At 42.5% G+C, this 19,735-nt stretch carries 11 protein-coding genes; 2 read left to right on the forward strand and 9 right to left on the reverse strand.

What is annotated here, in order from left to right; all coding sequences use genetic code 11:
- Nucleotides 1-199: 199 nt before the first annotated feature.
- The 3 genes from ACU52_RS08265 to ACU52_RS08275 are packed head-to-tail and all read right to left on the reverse strand — an operon-like array spanning nt 200 to nt 5,894.
- Complete coding sequence (locus ACU52_RS08265; RefSeq protein WP_053398484.1) at nt 200-1,564, reverse strand: TolC family protein; 1,365 nt, start codon at nt 1,562-1,564, stop codon at nt 200-202.
- Nucleotides 1,565-1,566: 2 nt separating this feature from the next.
- Nucleotides 1,567-4,761: an efflux RND transporter permease subunit gene (locus tag ACU52_RS08270; RefSeq protein WP_053398485.1), complete on the reverse strand. Its 3,195-nt coding sequence runs from the start codon at nt 4,759-4,761 to the stop codon at nt 1,567-1,569.
- A 26-nt stretch (nt 4,762-4,787) separates the two neighbouring features.
- Complete coding sequence (locus ACU52_RS08275) at nt 4,788-5,894, reverse strand: efflux RND transporter periplasmic adaptor subunit (RefSeq protein ID WP_053398454.1); 1,107 nt, start codon at nt 5,892-5,894, stop codon at nt 4,788-4,790.
- Between the two features lie 194 nt (nt 5,895-6,088).
- Here ACU52_RS08275 and ACU52_RS08280 point away from each other — a divergent pair, with 194 nt between their 5' ends.
- Nucleotides 6,089-7,024, forward strand: a complete 936-nt coding sequence (locus ACU52_RS08280) for a helix-turn-helix domain-containing protein (RefSeq protein WP_053398455.1) — start codon at nt 6,089-6,091, stop codon at nt 7,022-7,024.
- Nucleotides 7,025-7,688: 664 nt separating this feature from the next.
- Here ACU52_RS08280 and carB read toward each other — a convergent pair.
- The 6 genes from carB to uxaC all read right to left on the reverse strand — a co-directional run bounded on the left by carB (nt 7,689) and on the right by uxaC (nt 18,399).
- Nucleotides 7,689-10,919, reverse strand: coding sequence for a carbamoyl-phosphate synthase (glutamine-hydrolyzing) large subunit (gene carB, locus ACU52_RS08285; protein WP_021854147.1), 3,231 nt, complete (start codon nt 10,917-10,919; stop codon nt 7,689-7,691).
- Nucleotides 10,920-10,964: 45 nt separating this feature from the next.
- Nucleotides 10,965-12,041: a glutamine-hydrolyzing carbamoyl-phosphate synthase small subunit gene (gene carA, locus ACU52_RS08290; RefSeq protein ID WP_021854148.1), complete on the reverse strand. Its 1,077-nt coding sequence runs from the start codon at nt 12,039-12,041 to the stop codon at nt 10,965-10,967.
- A gap of 162 nt (nt 12,042-12,203) precedes the next feature.
- A complete protein-coding gene (locus ACU52_RS08295) occupies nt 12,204-14,093 on the reverse strand; it encodes an amidophosphoribosyltransferase (protein WP_053398486.1) in 1,890 nt (629 codons plus the stop codon).
- A 101-nt stretch (nt 14,094-14,194) separates the two neighbouring features.
- Complete coding sequence (gene glmS / locus ACU52_RS08300) at nt 14,195-16,039, reverse strand: glutamine--fructose-6-phosphate transaminase (isomerizing) (protein WP_053398456.1); 1,845 nt, start codon at nt 16,037-16,039, stop codon at nt 14,195-14,197.
- Between the two features lie 7 nt (nt 16,040-16,046).
- On the reverse strand, nt 16,047-16,844 hold the full coding sequence (locus ACU52_RS08305) for a polysaccharide biosynthesis/export family protein (protein ID WP_053398457.1): 798 nt from the start codon (nt 16,842-16,844) through the stop codon (nt 16,047-16,049).
- A 151-nt stretch (nt 16,845-16,995) separates the two neighbouring features.
- Nucleotides 16,996-18,399, reverse strand: coding sequence for a glucuronate isomerase (uxaC, locus tag ACU52_RS08310; RefSeq protein WP_021854152.1), 1,404 nt, complete (start codon nt 18,397-18,399; stop codon nt 16,996-16,998).
- 169 nt (nt 18,400-18,568) lie between these two features.
- Here uxaC and ACU52_RS08315 point away from each other — a divergent pair, with 169 nt between their 5' ends.
- Complete coding sequence (locus tag ACU52_RS08315; protein ID WP_370799987.1) at nt 18,569-19,603, forward strand: asparaginase; 1,035 nt, start codon at nt 18,569-18,571, stop codon at nt 19,601-19,603.
- Nucleotides 19,604-19,735 lie beyond the last annotated feature (132 nt).

Raw genomic sequence — 19,735 nt, forward strand, 5'->3', positions numbered from 1 at the left:
ATCAAACAAGCATACGACAATAATACTTGCCGGCATACAAACCAAAACAAACTAACATTAAAACTTGCTCATATAATCCCAATATTTTTTATTTATGTCAAGTCTGTCATTATTATCCGCTGACGTTTGTTTTCTGCCCGGACTAGTAATCGGTACACATCAGCAAATTAGCCCTGGCACATAAGAGTCTGACAAATAGTTAATCACGTCCTCCTCCTAAAGCCTGATACAGGCTTATCACGCTTTGCACTTCAATAAACATATTGGCAACCTGCTGAAGTTCAGCATTTAGCAACGACTGCTGCGCCGTAAGCACCTCAAGATAATTAGTGTTACCATGCTGCATCAAAAGCTTCGTGCTTCGTAATGCTGTCTGCAACGATTCCACCTGCTTGCTGTAAATAGATGTCTTGGCATGACTTGTCTGATAAGCAGTAAGAGCATCGTTAACCTCACTGCCGGCATTCAGCAATGCCTGCTGAAAAGCCAGACGAGCTTCTTCCTGCTGCGCCTTTGATATACGCAACTGTGCTACATTCTGCCCTTTGTTGAACAGAGGCAGAGTCAACGAGCCTAAAGCCTCTGCCAAAAACTTTCCCGGATTCAGGATTGCCGAACCTACAGCATTTGTCCAACCGACAGAACCGCTCAACGTAATCTGAGGATAAAAGGCTGAACGTGCCTGATTGGTGGCATAGAACGCAGACTCAAGGCTACGTTCCGCACTTCTTACATCAGGTCTGTTAGACAACATCTGCAAAGGCACACCAACAGTTATGTCACAATCAAGCTGCATCTGGCACAGCTTCCCACGCTGATGCTTTTGAGGAGCCTCGCCCAATATAATAGACAGGCTGTTTTCTGTCTGATTTATCTGCTCCTTTATGTCTAGCACAGACGCCCTGACACCATGAAGGGATGCCTCCATCTGTGCAACTGCAGCCTCATTATATTGCCCGGCCTTCATCAAGGCGCGCGCTGTTTCAACAGTCTCTTCCCATGAAGCCATGGTACGTTCTGTCAAATCAAGCTGAGCGTCAAGCATTTGCAATGTATAATAAGCATTAGCAATACTTGCGATGAGCTGCGTACGCACAGCCTGCTTATAATCTATGCTTTTGGCATAAAGAGCCTTTGCCTGCAGTTTGGCGTTGCGTATACGTCCAAACACATCCAGTTCCCAGCTTGCTGTAATAGGCAACTGATAAGTCTGCGTTGCCTTCTGATTATCGAAACTGCTTACAGAGCCTTGCGGGGCAAAGGCAAACGAAGGCAGATAGGCCAACTTTGCAGCCAACAATGTAGCCTCAGCCTCCTCAATCCTAAGCTGAGCCGACTTATAGTCTGTGTTGTTTGCCAGTCCCTCTTCTATCAGATTCTGCAACAGTGTATCCGTAAATAATTCACGCCAATATACATTGCCAAGACTTGCAGTGTCCGTGCCATACGACAATGAGTCACCATACAGGTTGTCAGGAACTGAAGTCTGCGGCTCATACTTTGTATATATTCCGCAACTGCACATCATTACAGCCGCAAATATCATATAAAACGCTTTCCTCATTTTCATTTGTTTTCAATGTTCAACTTACCTTTTTCTATCATTGTCCTTGCTTTTTCTACAACCGACTGCAAGTCGTCTTCCTCTTGCAGAGGTGTTCTGATCTTCTCCTGCAGATATTCAAAGACGATAAAGAACAGAGGCACTACAAAAAGCAAAGCTATGGTACCTATGGTTATACCTCCAACCACACCAGTAGCCAAAGAGTTGTTGCCGTTGGCTCCTGCACCCGACGAGAACATAAGCGGCAGCATGCCAAAGACCATACACAGAACCGTCATGACAATAGGACGGAAACGGGCCTGGGCTGCTGAATAGGCCGAAGCAACTATACCTAATCCCTTTCGGCGACGTTCAACGGCATACTCCGTAATAAGAATGGCTGTCTTGGCAAGCAATCCGATAAGCATTATCACACCGGTCTGCAGATAAATGTTGTTCTCTATGCCAAACAGTCTTGCAGAGAGGAACGAGCCCATAAGTCCAAACGGCACTGAGAAGATGACCGCAAGCGGCAACAGGAAGCTCTCATAAAGACATGACAAAATGAGATAAATAAGAATGACGCACATGAAATATACAAACGCCGTTTGCGCACCGCTGTTTCCGGCCTCCTCGCGTGCCATACCTCCATACTCATATCCATAGCCCGACGGCAGCATCTTTTCGGCAGTCTCTTTAATTGCAGTCTGAACCTGTCCCGAAGAATATCCGTCTGCAGCATTGACATTAACCGGAATCGTGTTATACAGATTGAAGCGCTGTGCCAGCTCAGCACCAAGAACATTCTTTATTGTTACAAACTGGCTTAGCGGTGCCATCTCGTCTCCATTGCGTACAAACATGTTGTCAAGAGCGTGTTCATCAAGACGGAACTTTGGCGAAGCCTGAATCTGTACACGATAAACCTTTCCAAACTTATTGAAGTCAGACACATACGAAGCTCCGCAATAGCTTCCCAAAGCATCAAGGACATCATTAGGAGATATTCCGGCACGCTTACATTTTGCAGCATCAACATCAACGGCAATCTGAGGGAATGACATTGAGTAAGAAGAATATGCCATGGCCACCTCAGGACGTTTGTTCAACTCAGCTACAAACTTTACCGTAGTATCATAAAACTTTGCTATATCGCCGCCGGTTTTATCCTCCAGATACAGCTCGGTAGAGTTACCCGTTCCGTAACCGGGTATCATGGCCGGCTGAAAACAGAATATCTGAGCCTCCTTTATTTCACTGAGCTGTCTGTTAAGGCGTTCCATCACGGCATCAACATTATGCTCCTTGCCCTTGCGTTCATCCCATGTCTTCAGCTTTATAATGGCTGTACCATACGATGTGCCCTGTCCTGAAATGAGGCCATAGCCCGTAATGCGTGAGAAATGGTCTACTTCTGGAGTTTTCTGCAAAATGGCCTGCACCTTGTCCATAACCTTATTAGTTTCGGTCAGAGAGTTTCCCGGAGAAGTACTTACGTTCAGCATGATTGTTCCCTGATCTTCCTGAGGGACAAAACCGGTCTTTGTCGTATTCATAAGGTAAACAAGCAAGACGACCGTAACACCAAGCGATGCCCACCCCATCCATCTGTGATGGAAGAAGAACATCAAAGCACGCTTATACTTGCCCAACATCACCTTATACGATGCATTGTATGCAGCCTTAATCCGCGCATTAAATCCTTTCTTAACTCCGCTATTGCTTTCTGGTTTAAGCAGCATAGCGCATAATGCGGGACAGAGTGTGAGGGCGTTAAGGCAGGATATGCCCACAGCGACAGCCATGGTGACACCAAACTGAGTGTAGAACACACCAGACGTTCCGCCCATGAACGTTACAGGAACAAACACGGCCATAAACACAAGCGTACACGTTACAACAGCCATTGACACATCGTGCATGGCATCCTTCGTTGCCAGATATGGCGATGTATGCCCCACTTCAAACTTTGCCTGAACCGCCTCAACAACGATAATTGCATCGTCAACAACAGTTCCGATAGCCAACACAAGGGCGAACAGCGTCAAGATGTTAATGCTGAAACCTGCAATCTGCAAGCAAGAGAATGTTCCAATGAGTGAAACGATAATAGATATCGAAGGAATAATGGTGCTCTTGAAATCATGAAGGAAGAAATAAACAACCATTATTACAAGCAGAATAGCAATAACAAGCGTCTCTACCACGGTGTCGATTGATGCGAACAAGAAGTCGTTCACACTCATCATCTGTACGAACTCACAGCCCGCAGGAAAATCTTTCGACATGTCATCAAGCTCATCGGCTATCTGCTGATTCACAGCCGTAGCATTAGCTCCGGCCACCTGAAACACCATAAACGTTGTTCCGGGCACACCGTCTACTTCGCCATGATAACTGTACGACTGCTTTCCGAGTTCAATATCTGCGATATCCTTAAGTCTGAGCACAGTTCCGTCTTTCTGCGACCTGATTACGATGTTTTCAAATTCAGGCACCTCTTTAAGTCGGCCTTTATACTTCATTGTATACTGATAAACATGATCGGAGTTCTCGCCAAGCGAACCGGCCGGGGCAACAATGTTCTGTTCTGCAAGCGCCTGAGTTACATCTGCAGGAATAAGCCCATATTGAGACATCACGTCTGGCTTCATCCATACACGCAGACTGTACGTATCACCCAACTCAAGGACATCGCCTACGCCCTGAATACGCTTAAGACGCGGTATGACATTTATGTCAAGATAATTGGCAAGAAAGGTCTCGTCGTAACGCTTGTCTTTGCTTACAAGAGAGTTTATCTGCAAGAAACCGTTCTGACGCTTTGTCGTGCTGACACCGATGCTCTTAACCGCCGACGGAAGTTTGCCTTCAGCTTTAGACACACGGTTCTGCACATTCACGGCAGCCATGTCCGGGTCAGTGCCTTGCTTGAAATAGACCATAATCTCAGCTGTTCCTGAGTTGGTTGCCGTTGAAGTTATATAAATCATGTCTTCTACTCCGTTGATGCTTTCCTCAAGAGGAATTATCACGCTGTTCATAACAGCATCGGCATCAGCTCCTGTATAAGTAGCCTCAACCCTCACCGTAGGAGGAGCAATGTCAGGATATTGCTCAACCGGCAGGGTGAATAGAGAGATAAGACCAACTAGAACTATCAATATGGATATGGCCAGCGCCATAACCGGCCTTTTTATAAAGATGTTTCCTTTCATAAAAATCTTTTTCCCTTTTGTTTTTATCATTTCACAATAGTTCCCTCGCGCACAAGTCCGGCACCCTTTGAAACATATTCGTCTCCTATGCTCAGACCACCAGTGACGATATACTCCTTGCCGTCGTTATAAGGGGCAACCGTTATGAGTGTTGAAACAGCTTTGCCGTTTACCACTTTATACACTATGTATTTGTCTTGCTGCTGCACTGTGGCTTCCTGCGGAATGACAATACAATTCTTAAACTCGCTCGGTATCAGGACATTGCCAGACGAACCGCTGTAAAGCAACCTGGACTTATTCGGGAACACAGCCCTAAGGCCTACCGCTCCGGTCTCTTTGTCTATCACTCCGCTTATCGACTCTATCTTGCCTTTCTCATCGAATATCGAACCGTCGTTAAGCTGAAGCTGTATTTCCGGCATCTGCTTTATTGCATTGTCCTTAGTGCCATACTGACGCACCATGGTGAGAAGCTGATTTTCCGGCATTGAGAAATATACATACATCTTAGAGTTATCCGAAACTGTTGTAAGAGGCTTTGTCATCGACGGACTGACCAATGTGCCTACACGATACGGCAGCATTCCAACAACACCATCGCTCGGACTCTTCACCTCTGTATAAGACAAATTGTTACGTGCATCCCTCTCCTCTGCCCGCGCCTGTGCCAGCTTAGCCTTGGCCGTCAGATATGCATTACGGTTTGTCTTCAGGTTAAAGTCTGACACCACTTTCTGTGCATGAAGTTCCTTGGCACTCTGATATGTCAGCTCAGCCGTGGCAAGATTTGCCTCAGCATCCTTCACATTGGCTACAGCCGTGGCAAGTGCCGTCTGATATGGAACCTGGTCTATAACAAAAAGCACTTGTCCTTTCCGTACTGTCTGTCCCTCTGAAACATTAAGTTTTACTATGTATCCTGAAACTTTTGGATAAATATCGATATCCTGCATACCTTCAATTGATGCAGAATAAGAAGTTGTTATTGTTTTGTCTGTCTTCCCCTCCACTTTCTTAGTGGCATAAGTCTGCCTGTTAACTTCAGCAGGTTTGTTCTTGCATGATGTTGCAATGAATAAACATGTAAAGGCAACAAGCCATACATTCAAGTTTAAAATCTTTTTCTTCATATCATTAATATATTATCTGATTTTCGCCGCGAAAGTAACAATTTGCCGTGCAGAATCAGTAACAACATTTCCTTCAGATGTGTTCAATTTGACTTCTGCCTGCAAGAAAAGAAGAAAATAGAACATAGGCTGAGGAAAAAGGAATATTACAGGTAAGCCGTAATTTAGTATCTTTGCAAACAAAATCAGAACAAATGAACAAAGACATAAGAAATATTTATAATCAAGAAACAAGCAAAAATTTTTATGACAACGACTACGTGAAAATAACTGACCGACTCGACTATATCTTTCATGAAAACAAAAGTGAAAAAATTGAAGAGTTCACGTTTGTCTACTGCGAAAAAGGAGAACTTAAAATAGAGTTAAACAACACTGTTTTCTGTCTCCATAAAAACGACATACTGGTATGTCTGCCTAACTCGCTCATAAACCTAATTGAAGAAAAAAGCGATAATAAGCTTATAATAATATGCTTTTCAAACCGCTTGGCACACCGCATGACTCAAACAGAAAAAGGAACATGGAAAATGATGGAGCATCTGCACGTCTGTCCTGTCAGGCATATGACCAAAAACGAATGTGTTGTATTGAAAAAATATATCGACTTAATTTCTGACAAAATAGACGTTGACGCAGACAAATTCCAGAAAGACATACTCATGCATATCGCATCGGCGATGTTTACGGAAATGATTGCCATAGCATATCAGAACAGCTATGAAGACTGCACTGACGACAATTCAGAAGAATGTCTCAGGCAATCTGACTACATATTCAACAACTTCATGGAAGCTGTAACGGCAGATAAAGGAAGGCACCGGACAATAGGATATTATGCCGAAATGCTTTGCTATACACCAAAATATCTTTCAACCATTGTCAAAAAGGTATGTGGCAAGAATGCTCTTACGCTTATCAACGACAATGCCGTTGAACACATCATTGCAGAACTGAAATATTCTGACAAGAACATTAAGCAGATTGCATTCGACTTTAATTTTTCAAACAACTCTTTCTTTTCCAAGTTCTTTAAGATGCATACGGGCATATCGCCAACAGAGTATCGCAACAATATCATAAAAAACGAAGACGGAAAAACAGAGACTGAAAAAAACGAAAACAGATAGCAGAAACAACGAACAGGCATATTGGCATATAATGGCACAGGCATCAGACATCATGAATAGTAGCAAAGTGTATCCAAAATAACAGCATACAAAACTCAATGAGTTTCATACCAAAAATCACTGAATAAGCAATGTTAAATCAGTGGTTTTCAGATAACATTTCAGCATATATTTTACTGTTTTACAAAAGGTGCCCTTTTACATTGCGAAAGGGCACCTTTTACAATGCAAAAAACGTCAAATCGCGCGCTAAAAGGTATGCTTTTGCAAAGCAATGAAATAAAGCTAACCGGCACATTGCCTGCAACACGCGTAACAGAGGCATAAGCCATTGGTTTTCAATAGATTATACATTTTCAACAAAAAAAACAACATTTAAGCAAGGATAATGATGTCCAGACCCATATATCCATAAACTCTTTGACAGCAGATTTTCGTTAGATTTTTCGCAGGCATAGTGAGCTATGTCAAAAAAATCTGACAAAAAGACGCCAATAAAAACAAAAAGACTGGCTGAAAGCATCAATGCACAAAATTGATAAAGTAATATGCGCTATAATGCCCGATTTGGGGTTAATCATTATGAGCCGTTTGAATTAAAACAATAAAGGAGGTGACGTCTTGTGGCGTCACCTCCTTTATAATAAACATGATAAAATATCTCTTATTTATATTCTTCCCATGATTTGATGTCGATGTCATCAAGCTTAACACGGCAGAAAGCATTGATAAACGCACTTGCCAGACGACCGTTTGTGATAAGAGGCACGTTAAGGTCGATAGCTGCACGACGAATCTTATATCCGTTAGAAAGCTCGCTGACAGTAAGGTCTTTCGGTATGTTCACCACCATATCGATCTCATGATTGTGAAGCATGTCGAGAGCCTGAGGTTTCTTATCGCTGTCTGACGGCCAGTAAACGAGCGTGTTCTCTATGCCGTTCTCTGTAAGATACTTTGATGTGCCAACTGTTGCATACAGCTTGTATCCGTTGCTTACAAGCTGACGGGCCGCATCAAGCATGGCAGCCTTCTGCTTTGCGCCACCTGTAGAGAGCAATATGTTCTTTTTAGGTATGCGGTGGCCGACAGACAGCATGCTCTTAAGCAACGCCGTGTTTGTATCATCACCAAGACATCCTACCTCACCTGTAGAAGCCATGTCTACACCAAGCACAGGGTCAGCCTTCTGCAAGCGGTTGAAAGAGAACTGACTTGCCTTAATACCAACGTAGTCGAGGTCGAACAAGTTCTTCTCCGGCTTTTCTACCGGCAGACCAAGCATAACCTTAGTGGCAAGTTCAATGAGATTTATCTTAAGCACCTTGCTGACAAACGGGAACGAACGTGAAGCACGCAGGTTACATTCAATAACCTTTATATCGTTCTCTCGTGCAAGGAACTGTATGTTGAACGGTCCGCTGATGTGCAGTTCCTGAGCAATCATCTTGCTGACGCGCTTTATACGGCGTATTGTCTCGCAATAAAGTTTCTGCGGCGGGAACTGTATTGTTGCGTCGCCTGAGTGAACTCCGGCAAACTCGATATGCTCACTGATTGCATAGGCAATGATTTCGCCGTTCTTAGCAACCGCGTCCATCTCAACCTCTTTCGCATGTTCGATAAACTGACTTACAACAACAGGATGATCTTCTGAAACGTTGGCTGCAAGTTTGAGGAAACGCTCAAGTTCTTCGTTGTTTGAACATACGTTCATTGCCGCACCTGAAAGGACGTAAGAAGGACGAACCAATACAGGGAAGCCTACACGGTCGATAAACTTGTTGATGTCATCCATTGAAGTCAGTGCGCTCCATTCAGGCTGGTCGATGCCGTTACGTCCCAACATTGAAGAGAACTTGGCACGGTCCTCTGCATTGTCGATATCCTTGGCAGATGTGCCGAGGATAGGAACATTCTGTGCATCGAGACGCATTGCAAGGTTGTTAGGAATCTGTCCGCCCGTAGAAACAATGACGCCATAAGGACATTCGAGGTCGATAATATCCATGACACGCTCGAATGTAAGCTCATCAAAGTAAAGACGGTCGCACATGTCATAGTCGGTAGACACAGTTTCAGGGTTATAGTTTATCATTATGCTACGATAGCCCTGCTTGCGTATTGTGTTAAGCGCCTGAACTCCGCACCAGTCGAACTCAACCGAACTTCCGATACGATATGCACCTGAGCCAAGAACAATGATAGAACGCTTGTCGTTCTCAAACGTAATGTCGCTCTTGACACCTGCATATGTAACATAAAGATAGTTGGTCTGTGCCGGATACTCGGCTGCCAGTGTGTCAATCTGCTTTACAACGGGCAGGATGCCATAGCTCTTGCGGAGCTGGCGGATAACAAGTCCGGCCTTAGCCATATTGCCGAGTTCGCGCTCCAGGCCTACGGCACGTGCTATCTGGAAGTCAGTGAAGCCATATACCTTAGCCTCGCGCAGCAAGTCTTTTCCAAGAACATTAACGCTCTTGCACTTCTTCAGTGTCTCATCTATGTCGATAATGTGCTTCAGCTTGTAGAGGAACCATTTGTCTATCTTCGTAAGGTCATGTATCTGGTCGATTGTATAACCTCTGTGCATGGCCTTAGATATGATGAAGATACGCTTGTCAGTAGGTTCGCGAAGCGCTGCATCGATATTTTCAATCTCAAGTTCCTTATTCTCAACAAAGCCGTGCATGCCTTGTCCTATCATGCGCAAACCTTTCTGTATAGCCTCTTCAAAGTTACGTCCAATAGCCATAACCTCACCCACAGACTTCATTGACGAGCCAAGTTCGCGGTCAACGCCACGGAATTTGCTCAAGTCCCAACGTGGAATCTTACATACAACATAGTCGAGTGCGGGCTCAAAGAATGCGCTTGTTGTCTTTGTTACAGAGTTTTTCAGCTCAAAGAGACCATAGCCCAAACCGAGTTTTGCTGCCACAAATGCCAAAGGATAACCTGTAGCTTTAGATGCAAGAGCCGAACTGCGGCTAAGACGTGCGTTAACCTCGATGACACGATAGTCCTCGCTCTTCGGGTCGAAAGCATACTGAACGTTACACTCACCTACGATACCGATATGACGGATAATTTTTATTGAAAGTGCACGCAGCTTGTGATACTCGCTGTTAGTAAGTGTCTGTGAAGGAGCAATAACGATACTCTCGCCTGTATGGATGCCAAGCGGGTCGAAGTTCTCCATGTTGCAGACTGTTATACAGTTGTCGTAACGGTCGCGTACAACCTCATATTCTATTTCTTTCCAGCCTTTAAGACTCTTCTCAACCAGCACCTGCGGAGAGAACGAGAATGCTTTTTCTGCAAGTTTGTCAAGTTCTTCCTCATTGTCACAGAATCCGCTGCCTAGTCCGCCTAGAGCATAAGCAGCACGTATGATGACAGGATATCCCAGCTCAGCTGCAGCCTTGCGTGCCTGTTCTATAGTCTCGCAAGCCTCACTCTTGATGGTCTTTACGTCAATTTCGTTAAGCCTGTCGACGAACAGTTCACGGTCTTCTGTATCCATAATGGCCTGAACCGGAGTTCCAAGTACCTTAACATTATATTTTTCGAGCACACCGCTCTTATATAATTCAACACCACAGTTAAGAGCTGTCTGACCACCAAAAGACAGCAATATGCCGTCAGGACGCTCTTTCTCTATAACGCGCTCTACGAAATAAGGCTGAACAGGCAAGAAATAAATCTGGTCTGCAACACCTTCGGATGTCTGAACGGTTGCAATGTTAGGATTTATGAGAACAGTTTTAACGCCTTCTTCCCTCAACGCCTTCAAGGCCTGTGAACCGGAATAGTCAAACTCGCCGGCCTCGCCAATCTTCAATGCGCCGGAACCAAGAAGCAGAACTTTCTTTATATCATTATATTTCATGTCTTTTCTTTTTATTGCAATTACACTAACTGCCTGTTAAACAAATTATTTCAACGCATCAACAAACTTGTCAAACATAAACTCTGTATCTACAGGACCAGAGCATGCTTCCGGATGGAACTGGCTTGAGAACCAAGGATTCGTCTTATGACGTATACCTTCGTTGCTACCGTCGTTCATATTTACAAATAGCTCTTCCCAGTCTTTTCCTAAAGTAGAAGCATCAACGGCATATCCGTGGTTCTGGCTTGTTACATAACAATTGGTTGTTCCCACCATACGCACAGGCTGGTTATGAGAACGGTGACCATATTTAAGCTTATAAATCGTAGCGCCGCCGGCTTTTGCCAGCAACTGATTACCCATACAGATACCGCAAATAGGCTTTGTAGAAAGGCTCATTTGCTTTCTTATAATGTTTACGGCATCCTCACACATATCAGGATCGCCGGGGCCATTGGCAAGGAACAGTCCGTCGAAGTCCATATCCGTATAATCATAGTTCCACGGAACGCGTATAACCTCTACACCTCTGTTCAGAAGACATCTGATAATGTTATTCTTTACGCCGCAGTCAACAAGAACAACCTTCTTTCCGGCTCCTTCGTTGTAACGTATAATCTCCTTGCAGCTTACTTTGTCTACAAAGTTAACACCTTCATAGTCTGCTGTCGGGATATTGTCAGGCTCATCATCAAAAAGAATCTTGCCCATCATTACACCATGCTCGCGCAATACCTTTGTAAGCTCACGCGTGTCGATGCCCGTTATTCCCGGAACGTGCTCGCGCTTAAGCCAGTCTGCAAGACTTTCAACAGCATTCCAATGAGAATACATCTCGCTGTAATCTGCAACAATTATTGCCGATGCATATATCTTATCACTTTCCATGAAAGTGGCAATTCCATTGTTTTCCACTGTGAACGGTGGTACACCATAGTTTCCTACCAACGGATACGTAAGTACCATCAGCTGACCTGCATAAGATGGGTCTGTCAGACTCTCGGGATAACCCATCATAGCCGTATTAAACACCACCTCGCCTGCTACTGGAGAGTCATATCCGAATGACTTTCCACGAAATTTTGTGCCATCCTCTAAGACCAAAGTTACATTTTTCATATTTGCTCTCTTTTATAAAAGATTTTTAAACGAAATCAATCTGTACGTCAACATCTGTTCTTTGAAAGAATAATAATGCGCACAGCAGGAAACATTCAAAATCTTTTTGTTCTTTCAACTACTCTTATTTTTAAATAATTTGTATTACCAACACATTCAGAACTAACGTTCACACTGATACACACTTTCATAGAAACGGATAAATGCCATATTTACCAATCTCACTCCGCCTGGTGTAGGATAATTTCCCGTGAAATACCAGTCGCCTTTATGATTAGGTATTGCCGTATGCAATCCTTCGATAGACTGATAAACCAATTCAACCGGTGTATTCATTCCCTCCGGGCGAAGCATTTCTACTATCTTTTTATTTATTTCATCTACAGTAAATGGTTTGTATATATCACAAACACAGTTACGCATCTCGCTCTTAGGCTTAAGAATTTCTTCCTTACATTTGTTGTATGTATCTTCAAGCAGCTGACACATGCCATGATCCTTCAGCAGCTCAATAGTTGCCCGGAATACACAGAATTCCTCAAGATTAGGCATGTCTATTCCGTAATAATCAGGATAACGGATCTGAGGCGAACTGCTTACAATAATTATTTTCTTAGGATGCAAGCGGTCAAGAATCTTCAAGATACTTTCTTTCAATGTTGTTCCACGCACAATACTGTCGTCTATTATAACAAGATTGTCCACATACGGAACCAGAGATCCGTAGGTTACATCATATACGTGCGCGGCAAGATCATTACGAGATGCACCCTCTGTTATAAATGTACGGAGTTTTATATCCTTGATTGCAACTTTCTCACTACGCACATACTGATGCAGAATCTCTTCGAGTTCTTCATAAGACGGCTTATGATCCAAGTTACGTATTCTTTCTATCTTCTGGTTGTTTATATAACGCTTGAAACCTCCAAGCATTCCATAGAATGCGACTTCAGCAGTATTGGGTATAAACGAGAAAACAGTATGCTCGGTATCGTAATTGACAGCCTTTAAGATCGATGAAGTTAATTGTTCACCGAGTTTCTTACGTTCCTTATAAATATCTCTGTCTGAACCGCGACTGAAATAAATGCGCTCAAACGAACACTTTGCATCACCCCTCGGTTCAAGTATGCGTTCTATAGAACTTTCACCGTTCTTCTTTACAATCAAAGCACATCCTGGTTCCAGCTCGTTTATGTCATCACATTCAAGTTCAAATGTTGTCTGAAGTACAGGACGTTCGCTCGCAAGAACAATAAACTCATCATTCTTGTACCAAAAAGCCGGACGTATGCCCCACGGGTCACGCATAGAAAACATTTCGCCGCTACCCGTAAGTCCACACATTACATAACCGCCGTCGTAATCGGCCATTGTAGATTTAAGGACATTGCTAATCTTTATATTATCCTCTATATAACGTGTTATGTCTTGATCCTTAAGTCCCTTTTTCTGGCCTTCTATAAAATTACGCTCAACCTCACGATCCAATCTGTGCCCCATAAATTCAAGTGTAATATAGCTGTCACTGTAAATTCGGGGATATTGTCCTTGTTTCACAAGCTTGTCAAAAATCTCTTCAATATTGGTCATATTGAAGTTGCCGCACAAGCAAAGATTTTTAGCTCGCCAGTTATTGCGCCTCAAGAACGGATGCACATAAGAAAGACCACTCTTGCCTGTTGTTGAATATCGCAGATGTCCCATATATAATTCGCCGGCGAAAGGCAAATTCCTTTTTGCATAATCAACGTCAGCCAATTGCTGAGGCGTAACATTCCTGAACTGCTTCTGAACATTAGCAAATATTTCTGTTATAGCATTTGAGCCTTCAGCACGCTCACGGAACATATATTCAGAACCAGGCACAGCATCTAAATTCACACATGCCATGCCTGCTCCCTCCTGTCCTCTGTTATGCTGCTTCTCCATCATCAGATAGAGCTTGTTAAGCCCAAACATCCAGGTGCCATACTTTTGTTGGTAGTATTCCAATGGTTTAAGTAACCTTACCATTGCAACTCCACATTCATGCTTCAATGGTTCCATCATCGTTATAATAAATTAAAAAGCTAATTCATAATATAAAAATCATCTGCAAGATTCTAGGATTTCTAATATTATTCTTTAGCTTTTTCATTAATATATTTTTATTCAACTGTTACTGATTTTGCCAAATTTCGAGGCTGATCAACATTTTTACCTTTACAAACGGCAATATGGTAAGCCAACAACTGCAATGGTATCGTAGCCAATAGAGGTTCAAGACATTCTTCTGTATCAGGCAATTCAATAACCTCATCAGCGATTTTACTTATAGTCTCATCACCTTTTGAAACCAACGCAATGACTTTTCCCTTACGTGCCTTTATTTCCTGTATATTGCTTAAGACCTTTTCATACATTGCATTACGCGTTGCAATAACGACAACCGGCATGTCTGAGTCAATAAGAGCAATTGGGCCATGCTTCATTTCCGCAGCAGGATATCCTTCAGCATGTATATAACTGATTTCTTTCAGTTTCAATGCTCCTTCCAACGCCACGGGATAACTATAGCCACGCCCTAAATACAAGAAATTCCTTGCATAAGTAAAAATACGGCTTAGCCGTGATATTCTGTCATTAAGTTTCAGGGTTTCTTCCATCTTTTCCGGAATATTGCTTAGCCCCTTAACTATTTTCGTATATACATCTTCATCTATAGTATGCTTTTCTTTCGCTAAAGCCAAAGCCAACATAGTAAGAACGATCACCTGACCGGTAAAAGCTTTCGTCGAAGCGACTCCAATCTCGGGTCCGACATGAATATAAGAACCTGTATCAGTAGCACGCGGTATACTTGATCCTATCGCATTGCAAATGCCATAGATAAAAGCTCCATGTTGTTTGGCAAGCTTCACTGCGGCCAAAGTGTCTGCCGTTTCACCGCTCTGCGATATAGCTATGACAACGTCATTGTCTGTAACTACAGGATTACGGTATCTGAATTCGCTTGCATACTCAACCTCGACAGGTATACGGCATAAACTTTCTATTATTTGCTTTCCGATAAGTCCGGCATGCCATGAGGTTCCACATGCAACAATTATTATTCTCTTTGCTGCCAGCAGGCGTTCTTTATAATCAATGACGGCACTTAACGTAACATTTGTAGCCTCAACATTTATACGGCCACGCATACAGTTAGTAAGACATTCGGGCTGTTCAAAGATTTCTTTCAGCATAAAATGCGGATATCCGCCTTTTTCTATCTGACCTAAATTCAGGTCAACAGTCTGTATTTTCTGGAACAGTTCCCTATTTAATATATCAACGACCTTCAAGTTCTCTCCCCGTTTCATTACAGCAATACTGCCGTCTTCAAGGTAGGCCACCTTATCAGTATACTCAATTATCGGACTTGCATCTGAAGCAAGGAAAAATTCATCTTCTGCTACACCAATAACCAAAGGGCTTTGTTTGCAAGCGGCAATGATCTGATCTGGCTCACGCTTATCAAGCAGGGCAATTGAGTATGCACCGATAACTTCATGGAGCGCAACCTGAACAGATGACAAGAGGTCGAGTTTCTTCTTGTTCTGAATATACTCAATCAGTTGCACAAGTACTTCCGTATCCGTATCAGAACGGAAAGTCAAGCCTTTTGACTGCAACTTTTTCTTTAAATCTGCATAATTCTCAATTATTCCATTATGGATAATTGCAAGATTTTTAGACTCTGAATAATGTGGATGTGCGTTTACAGATGAAGGTTCACCATGGGTTGCCCATCGTGTATGAGCAATACCCACAGTTCCTGAGATATTTTTGTCTTTACAAAATGTATCTAAATCTTTTACTTTACCTTTAGTTTTATATACATTCAATCCTCCGTCTGAATTAAGCAAAGCCAAGCCTGCGCTATCGTATCCACGATATTCCAACCGGCCCAGTCCCTTAATCAGCACCGGATAAGCGTCTTTCTTACCTAAATAACCAACAATTCCACACATATTTTACTTACTTCAACACATTAACCACCAACGAAGCTACAGATGTCAGGATACTGACAACAGAAATCCATATTGTCGTACTTGAACCTATTGCAGAGTTCTTTGCCTGAACGCTGTTTGGCTCAACATACAAATAATCATTCTGCTGAAGGTAATAATATGGTGAATTTATCAGATTTGCATCATTTAGATTAAGTCTGTGAACAGACTTTTCTCCAGTAGCATCCTCACGTATAAGCAAGACATTACCACGCTTACCATAGATAGTAAGGTCGCCAGCTCTGGCCAAAGCTTCTATCACACTTATCTTTTCCTGGTCAACATTAAATACACCCGGAGCCTTAACCTCACCGGCTACAGTAACTTTAAAGCTGGCCATCTTAACAGTAACTATAGGGTTTTCCGTTTTTGACATATACGGAAGTATTTTGTCCCGGATATAGTTTTCACATTGTCTCTTTGTCATACCTCCAACTTTCAGTTGTCCGACAACAGGAAAATTAATAAAGCCGTCGTTGTCAACAAGATAAGTCTGCAGTGAACCTGCTCCTGTAGACAAATATCCAGTTGCATTTAGTGTGTTGGTTACAGAAAGGTTGAAAGGCGTTGCAGCCTTTGGATCCGTGGTGCTGACAGTTATCGTCAATAAGTCCTTTGGCATTATTTTTGCATCGAACAAACCTTTTGACGCCGCATAGCTCAATGAATCAGCATTCTGAAAATAAGCAATTTGCTTGCTGCTTCCGCAACTGCCTAACGTCATGCATAAAACGGCAAAAACTATAAAAAAAAGATTTTTTCTCATATTACAAAATGTGACGTATATCGTAAAACTTTGCAAAAATAGTTCTATTTTTTGATATTGGCAAATATTTCAATAATTAAAAATCATAAAGCCTCTTTTGCATAATCTGTACAGACTCAGCAAAAGAGGCTCCATATTCATGCTTCAAGCATTAAAACTTGAAATAGTTTTTCGCGTTATAGTAGCTTATATCCTCAACCATGCGATACAGGCTTTCCTTGTCGTCAGGAAGGAGTCCTTTCTCTACGTCATTGCCAAGCAGGTTACAGAGCAAACGGCGGAAATACTCATGACGAGGATAAGACAGGAATGAACGGCTGTCGGTAAGCATTCCGACAAAGCGGCTCAACAAGCCGAGCACTGACAATGCATTCATCTGTCTTGTCATGCCGTCAAGCTGATCATTAAACCACCAGCCGCTACCAAACTGAATCTTGCCCGGACAAGAACCATCCTGGAAGTTTCCTAACATTGTAGCTATAACTTCATTTGCACATGGATTCAGTGTATACAATATAGTACGTGTAAGCTTACCTTCTGCGTTAAGGTGATCAAGGAAATGGCTCATTGCCTTTGCTGTATTGAATTCACCGATAGAATCAAAACCAGTATCAGGTCCGAGTTTCTTGAACATCAGGCTGTTGTTATCACGGATTGCTCCATAATGGAACTGCTGTGTCCAGTCGCTTGCATGATCCATCTCAGCAAAGATTGTAAGCATGCAATGCTTGAACTGACGAATTTCCTGCTGTGAAAGCTCCTGACCGCGCATAGCTTTTTCAAATATGATTTCTATCTGGCTGTCAGTGTAAGGCTCATCATAGAACTCTTCAATTCCGTGGTCAGAAAGACGGCAACCATTCTCGTGGAAGAAATCGTGACGCTTCTGCAATGCGTCAATCATATCCTGGAATTTAGCAATTGAAACGCCTGCAACTTCGCCCAGCTTATTTACATACTCAGCAAAATTCTTTGTATTGTCAACAGCCATAGCCTTGTCAGGTCTCCAGGCCGGAATCATTTTGATTTCAAATCCGCTCTCGCGTGTCTGCTTATGATATCTCAGATCATCAATAGGGTCGTCTGTTGTACAAACACATTCAACGTTGTAACGACGCATAAAGCCTCTTGCTGTATATTCAGGCTGCTGAAGTTTTTCGTTACATTCATCATATATTTCACGGGCTGTCTTCGGACTCAAGAGCTTGTCTATGCCAAAAGCAGTCTTCAGCTCAAGGTGTGTCCAATGATAAAGCGGGTTTCTGAATGTATAAGGAACAGTCTCAGCCCATTTTTCAAATTTTTCCCAATCGCTAGTTTCTGTTCCTGTGCAATACTTCTCGTCAACGCCGTTAGTACGCATAGCACGCCATTTATAATGATCACCGCCCAACCACAGCTCTGTTATGCTCTTGAATTTGTGGTCGTTAGCGACCATTTCAGGAATCAAATGGCAATGATAGTCAATAATCGGCATTTTTGCCGCATGATTATGAAATAGATCCTGTGCAGTAGATGTTTCTAGCAGGAAGTTTTCATCCATAAATTTTTTCATGTTTGTTTTTTATTAAAAGCGTTAATTATAATTTTTTAATTTAACTATTTTATTTATGCAAATATACATCATTTTTTTTGATTTCAGATTATTTTAAATTATATTTGCACAAAATAAAATACATAAACGATGTCCGTATAAGAATAATTTAATATCAGCCATGTCAAAAATAACAAGATCAAACCGAGTTTTGCTTATATACACAGGTGGAACTATCGGTATGGGAAAGAACCCGGATACAGGAGTGTTAGAACCCTTAGACTTCAACCACCTTGTGAGTTGTCTGCCTGAGTTTTCAATGTTGAGAACAGGTATCGAAACTTATCAGTTTACGCAGCCTATAGATTCAAGCGATATGTCGCCTAGATTCTGGTCGCAGCTGGTGAGAATCATTGCTGAGCGATATGACCAATATGACGGATTTGTTATTTTGCACGGAACAGACACAATGGCCTATACCGCGTCTGCACTTTCTTTCATGCTCGAAAACCTGACAAAACCCGTTGTGCTTACAGGCAGCCAATTACCTATTAACCAATTGCGGACAGACGGCAAAGAAAACCTGATAACAAGTATTGAGATTGCGTCTGCGTCTCATCCTGACGGCACAGCCATGGTACCAGAGGTTTGCATCTACTTCAGCGGCAAATTGCTTCGCGGAAACAGATCGACAAAGACCAATGCCGACGGCTTTAACGCCTTCGAGTCGTTCAACTTCCCGCATCTTGCAGAAGCCGGAGTGAACATTATATATCATGAAGAATATATACTGAAGCCTGATTACAGCAAGCCCATGGTGCCGCATACAGCAATCGACCCGAATGTCGTGGTATTCTCGCTGTTCCCAGGATTACAGGAAAAGATTATATACCATGTTCTCGAAGCACCTGAACTGAGGTCTATTGTAATGAGAAGCTTCGGAAGCGGCAATGCGCCAAAAGCTCCATGGCTAACCAGAATTCTGAAAGAGGCCAGCCTAAGAGGAGTGACTATCGTAAACATAAGCCAATGTCTTGCGGGAAGCGTGGAAATGACCAGATACGACACCGGCTACAGACTCAAGAGCACCGGAGTGATAAGCGGATATGACAGCACCGTTGAATGTGCCGTTACGAAACTCATGTGCCTACAGGCAAGATTTACAGACAATAAAATTGTGAAAAGCTACATGAACAAATCAATATGTGGCGAAATAACAATTTAAAATAATAAAAAAGCATAACAAAATTGTTTGTTTCAATATTATTGAATATCTTTGCCTACATAAATGTCTTAAATGAAAATGTACCACATATATAATCATTGGCATTAAAATCATAAATTGAAAATTAATACT

The sequence above is a fragment of the Xylanibacter rarus genome, assembly GCF_001275135.1.
Taxonomy (GTDB): domain Bacteria; phylum Bacteroidota; class Bacteroidia; order Bacteroidales; family Bacteroidaceae; genus Prevotella; species Prevotella rara.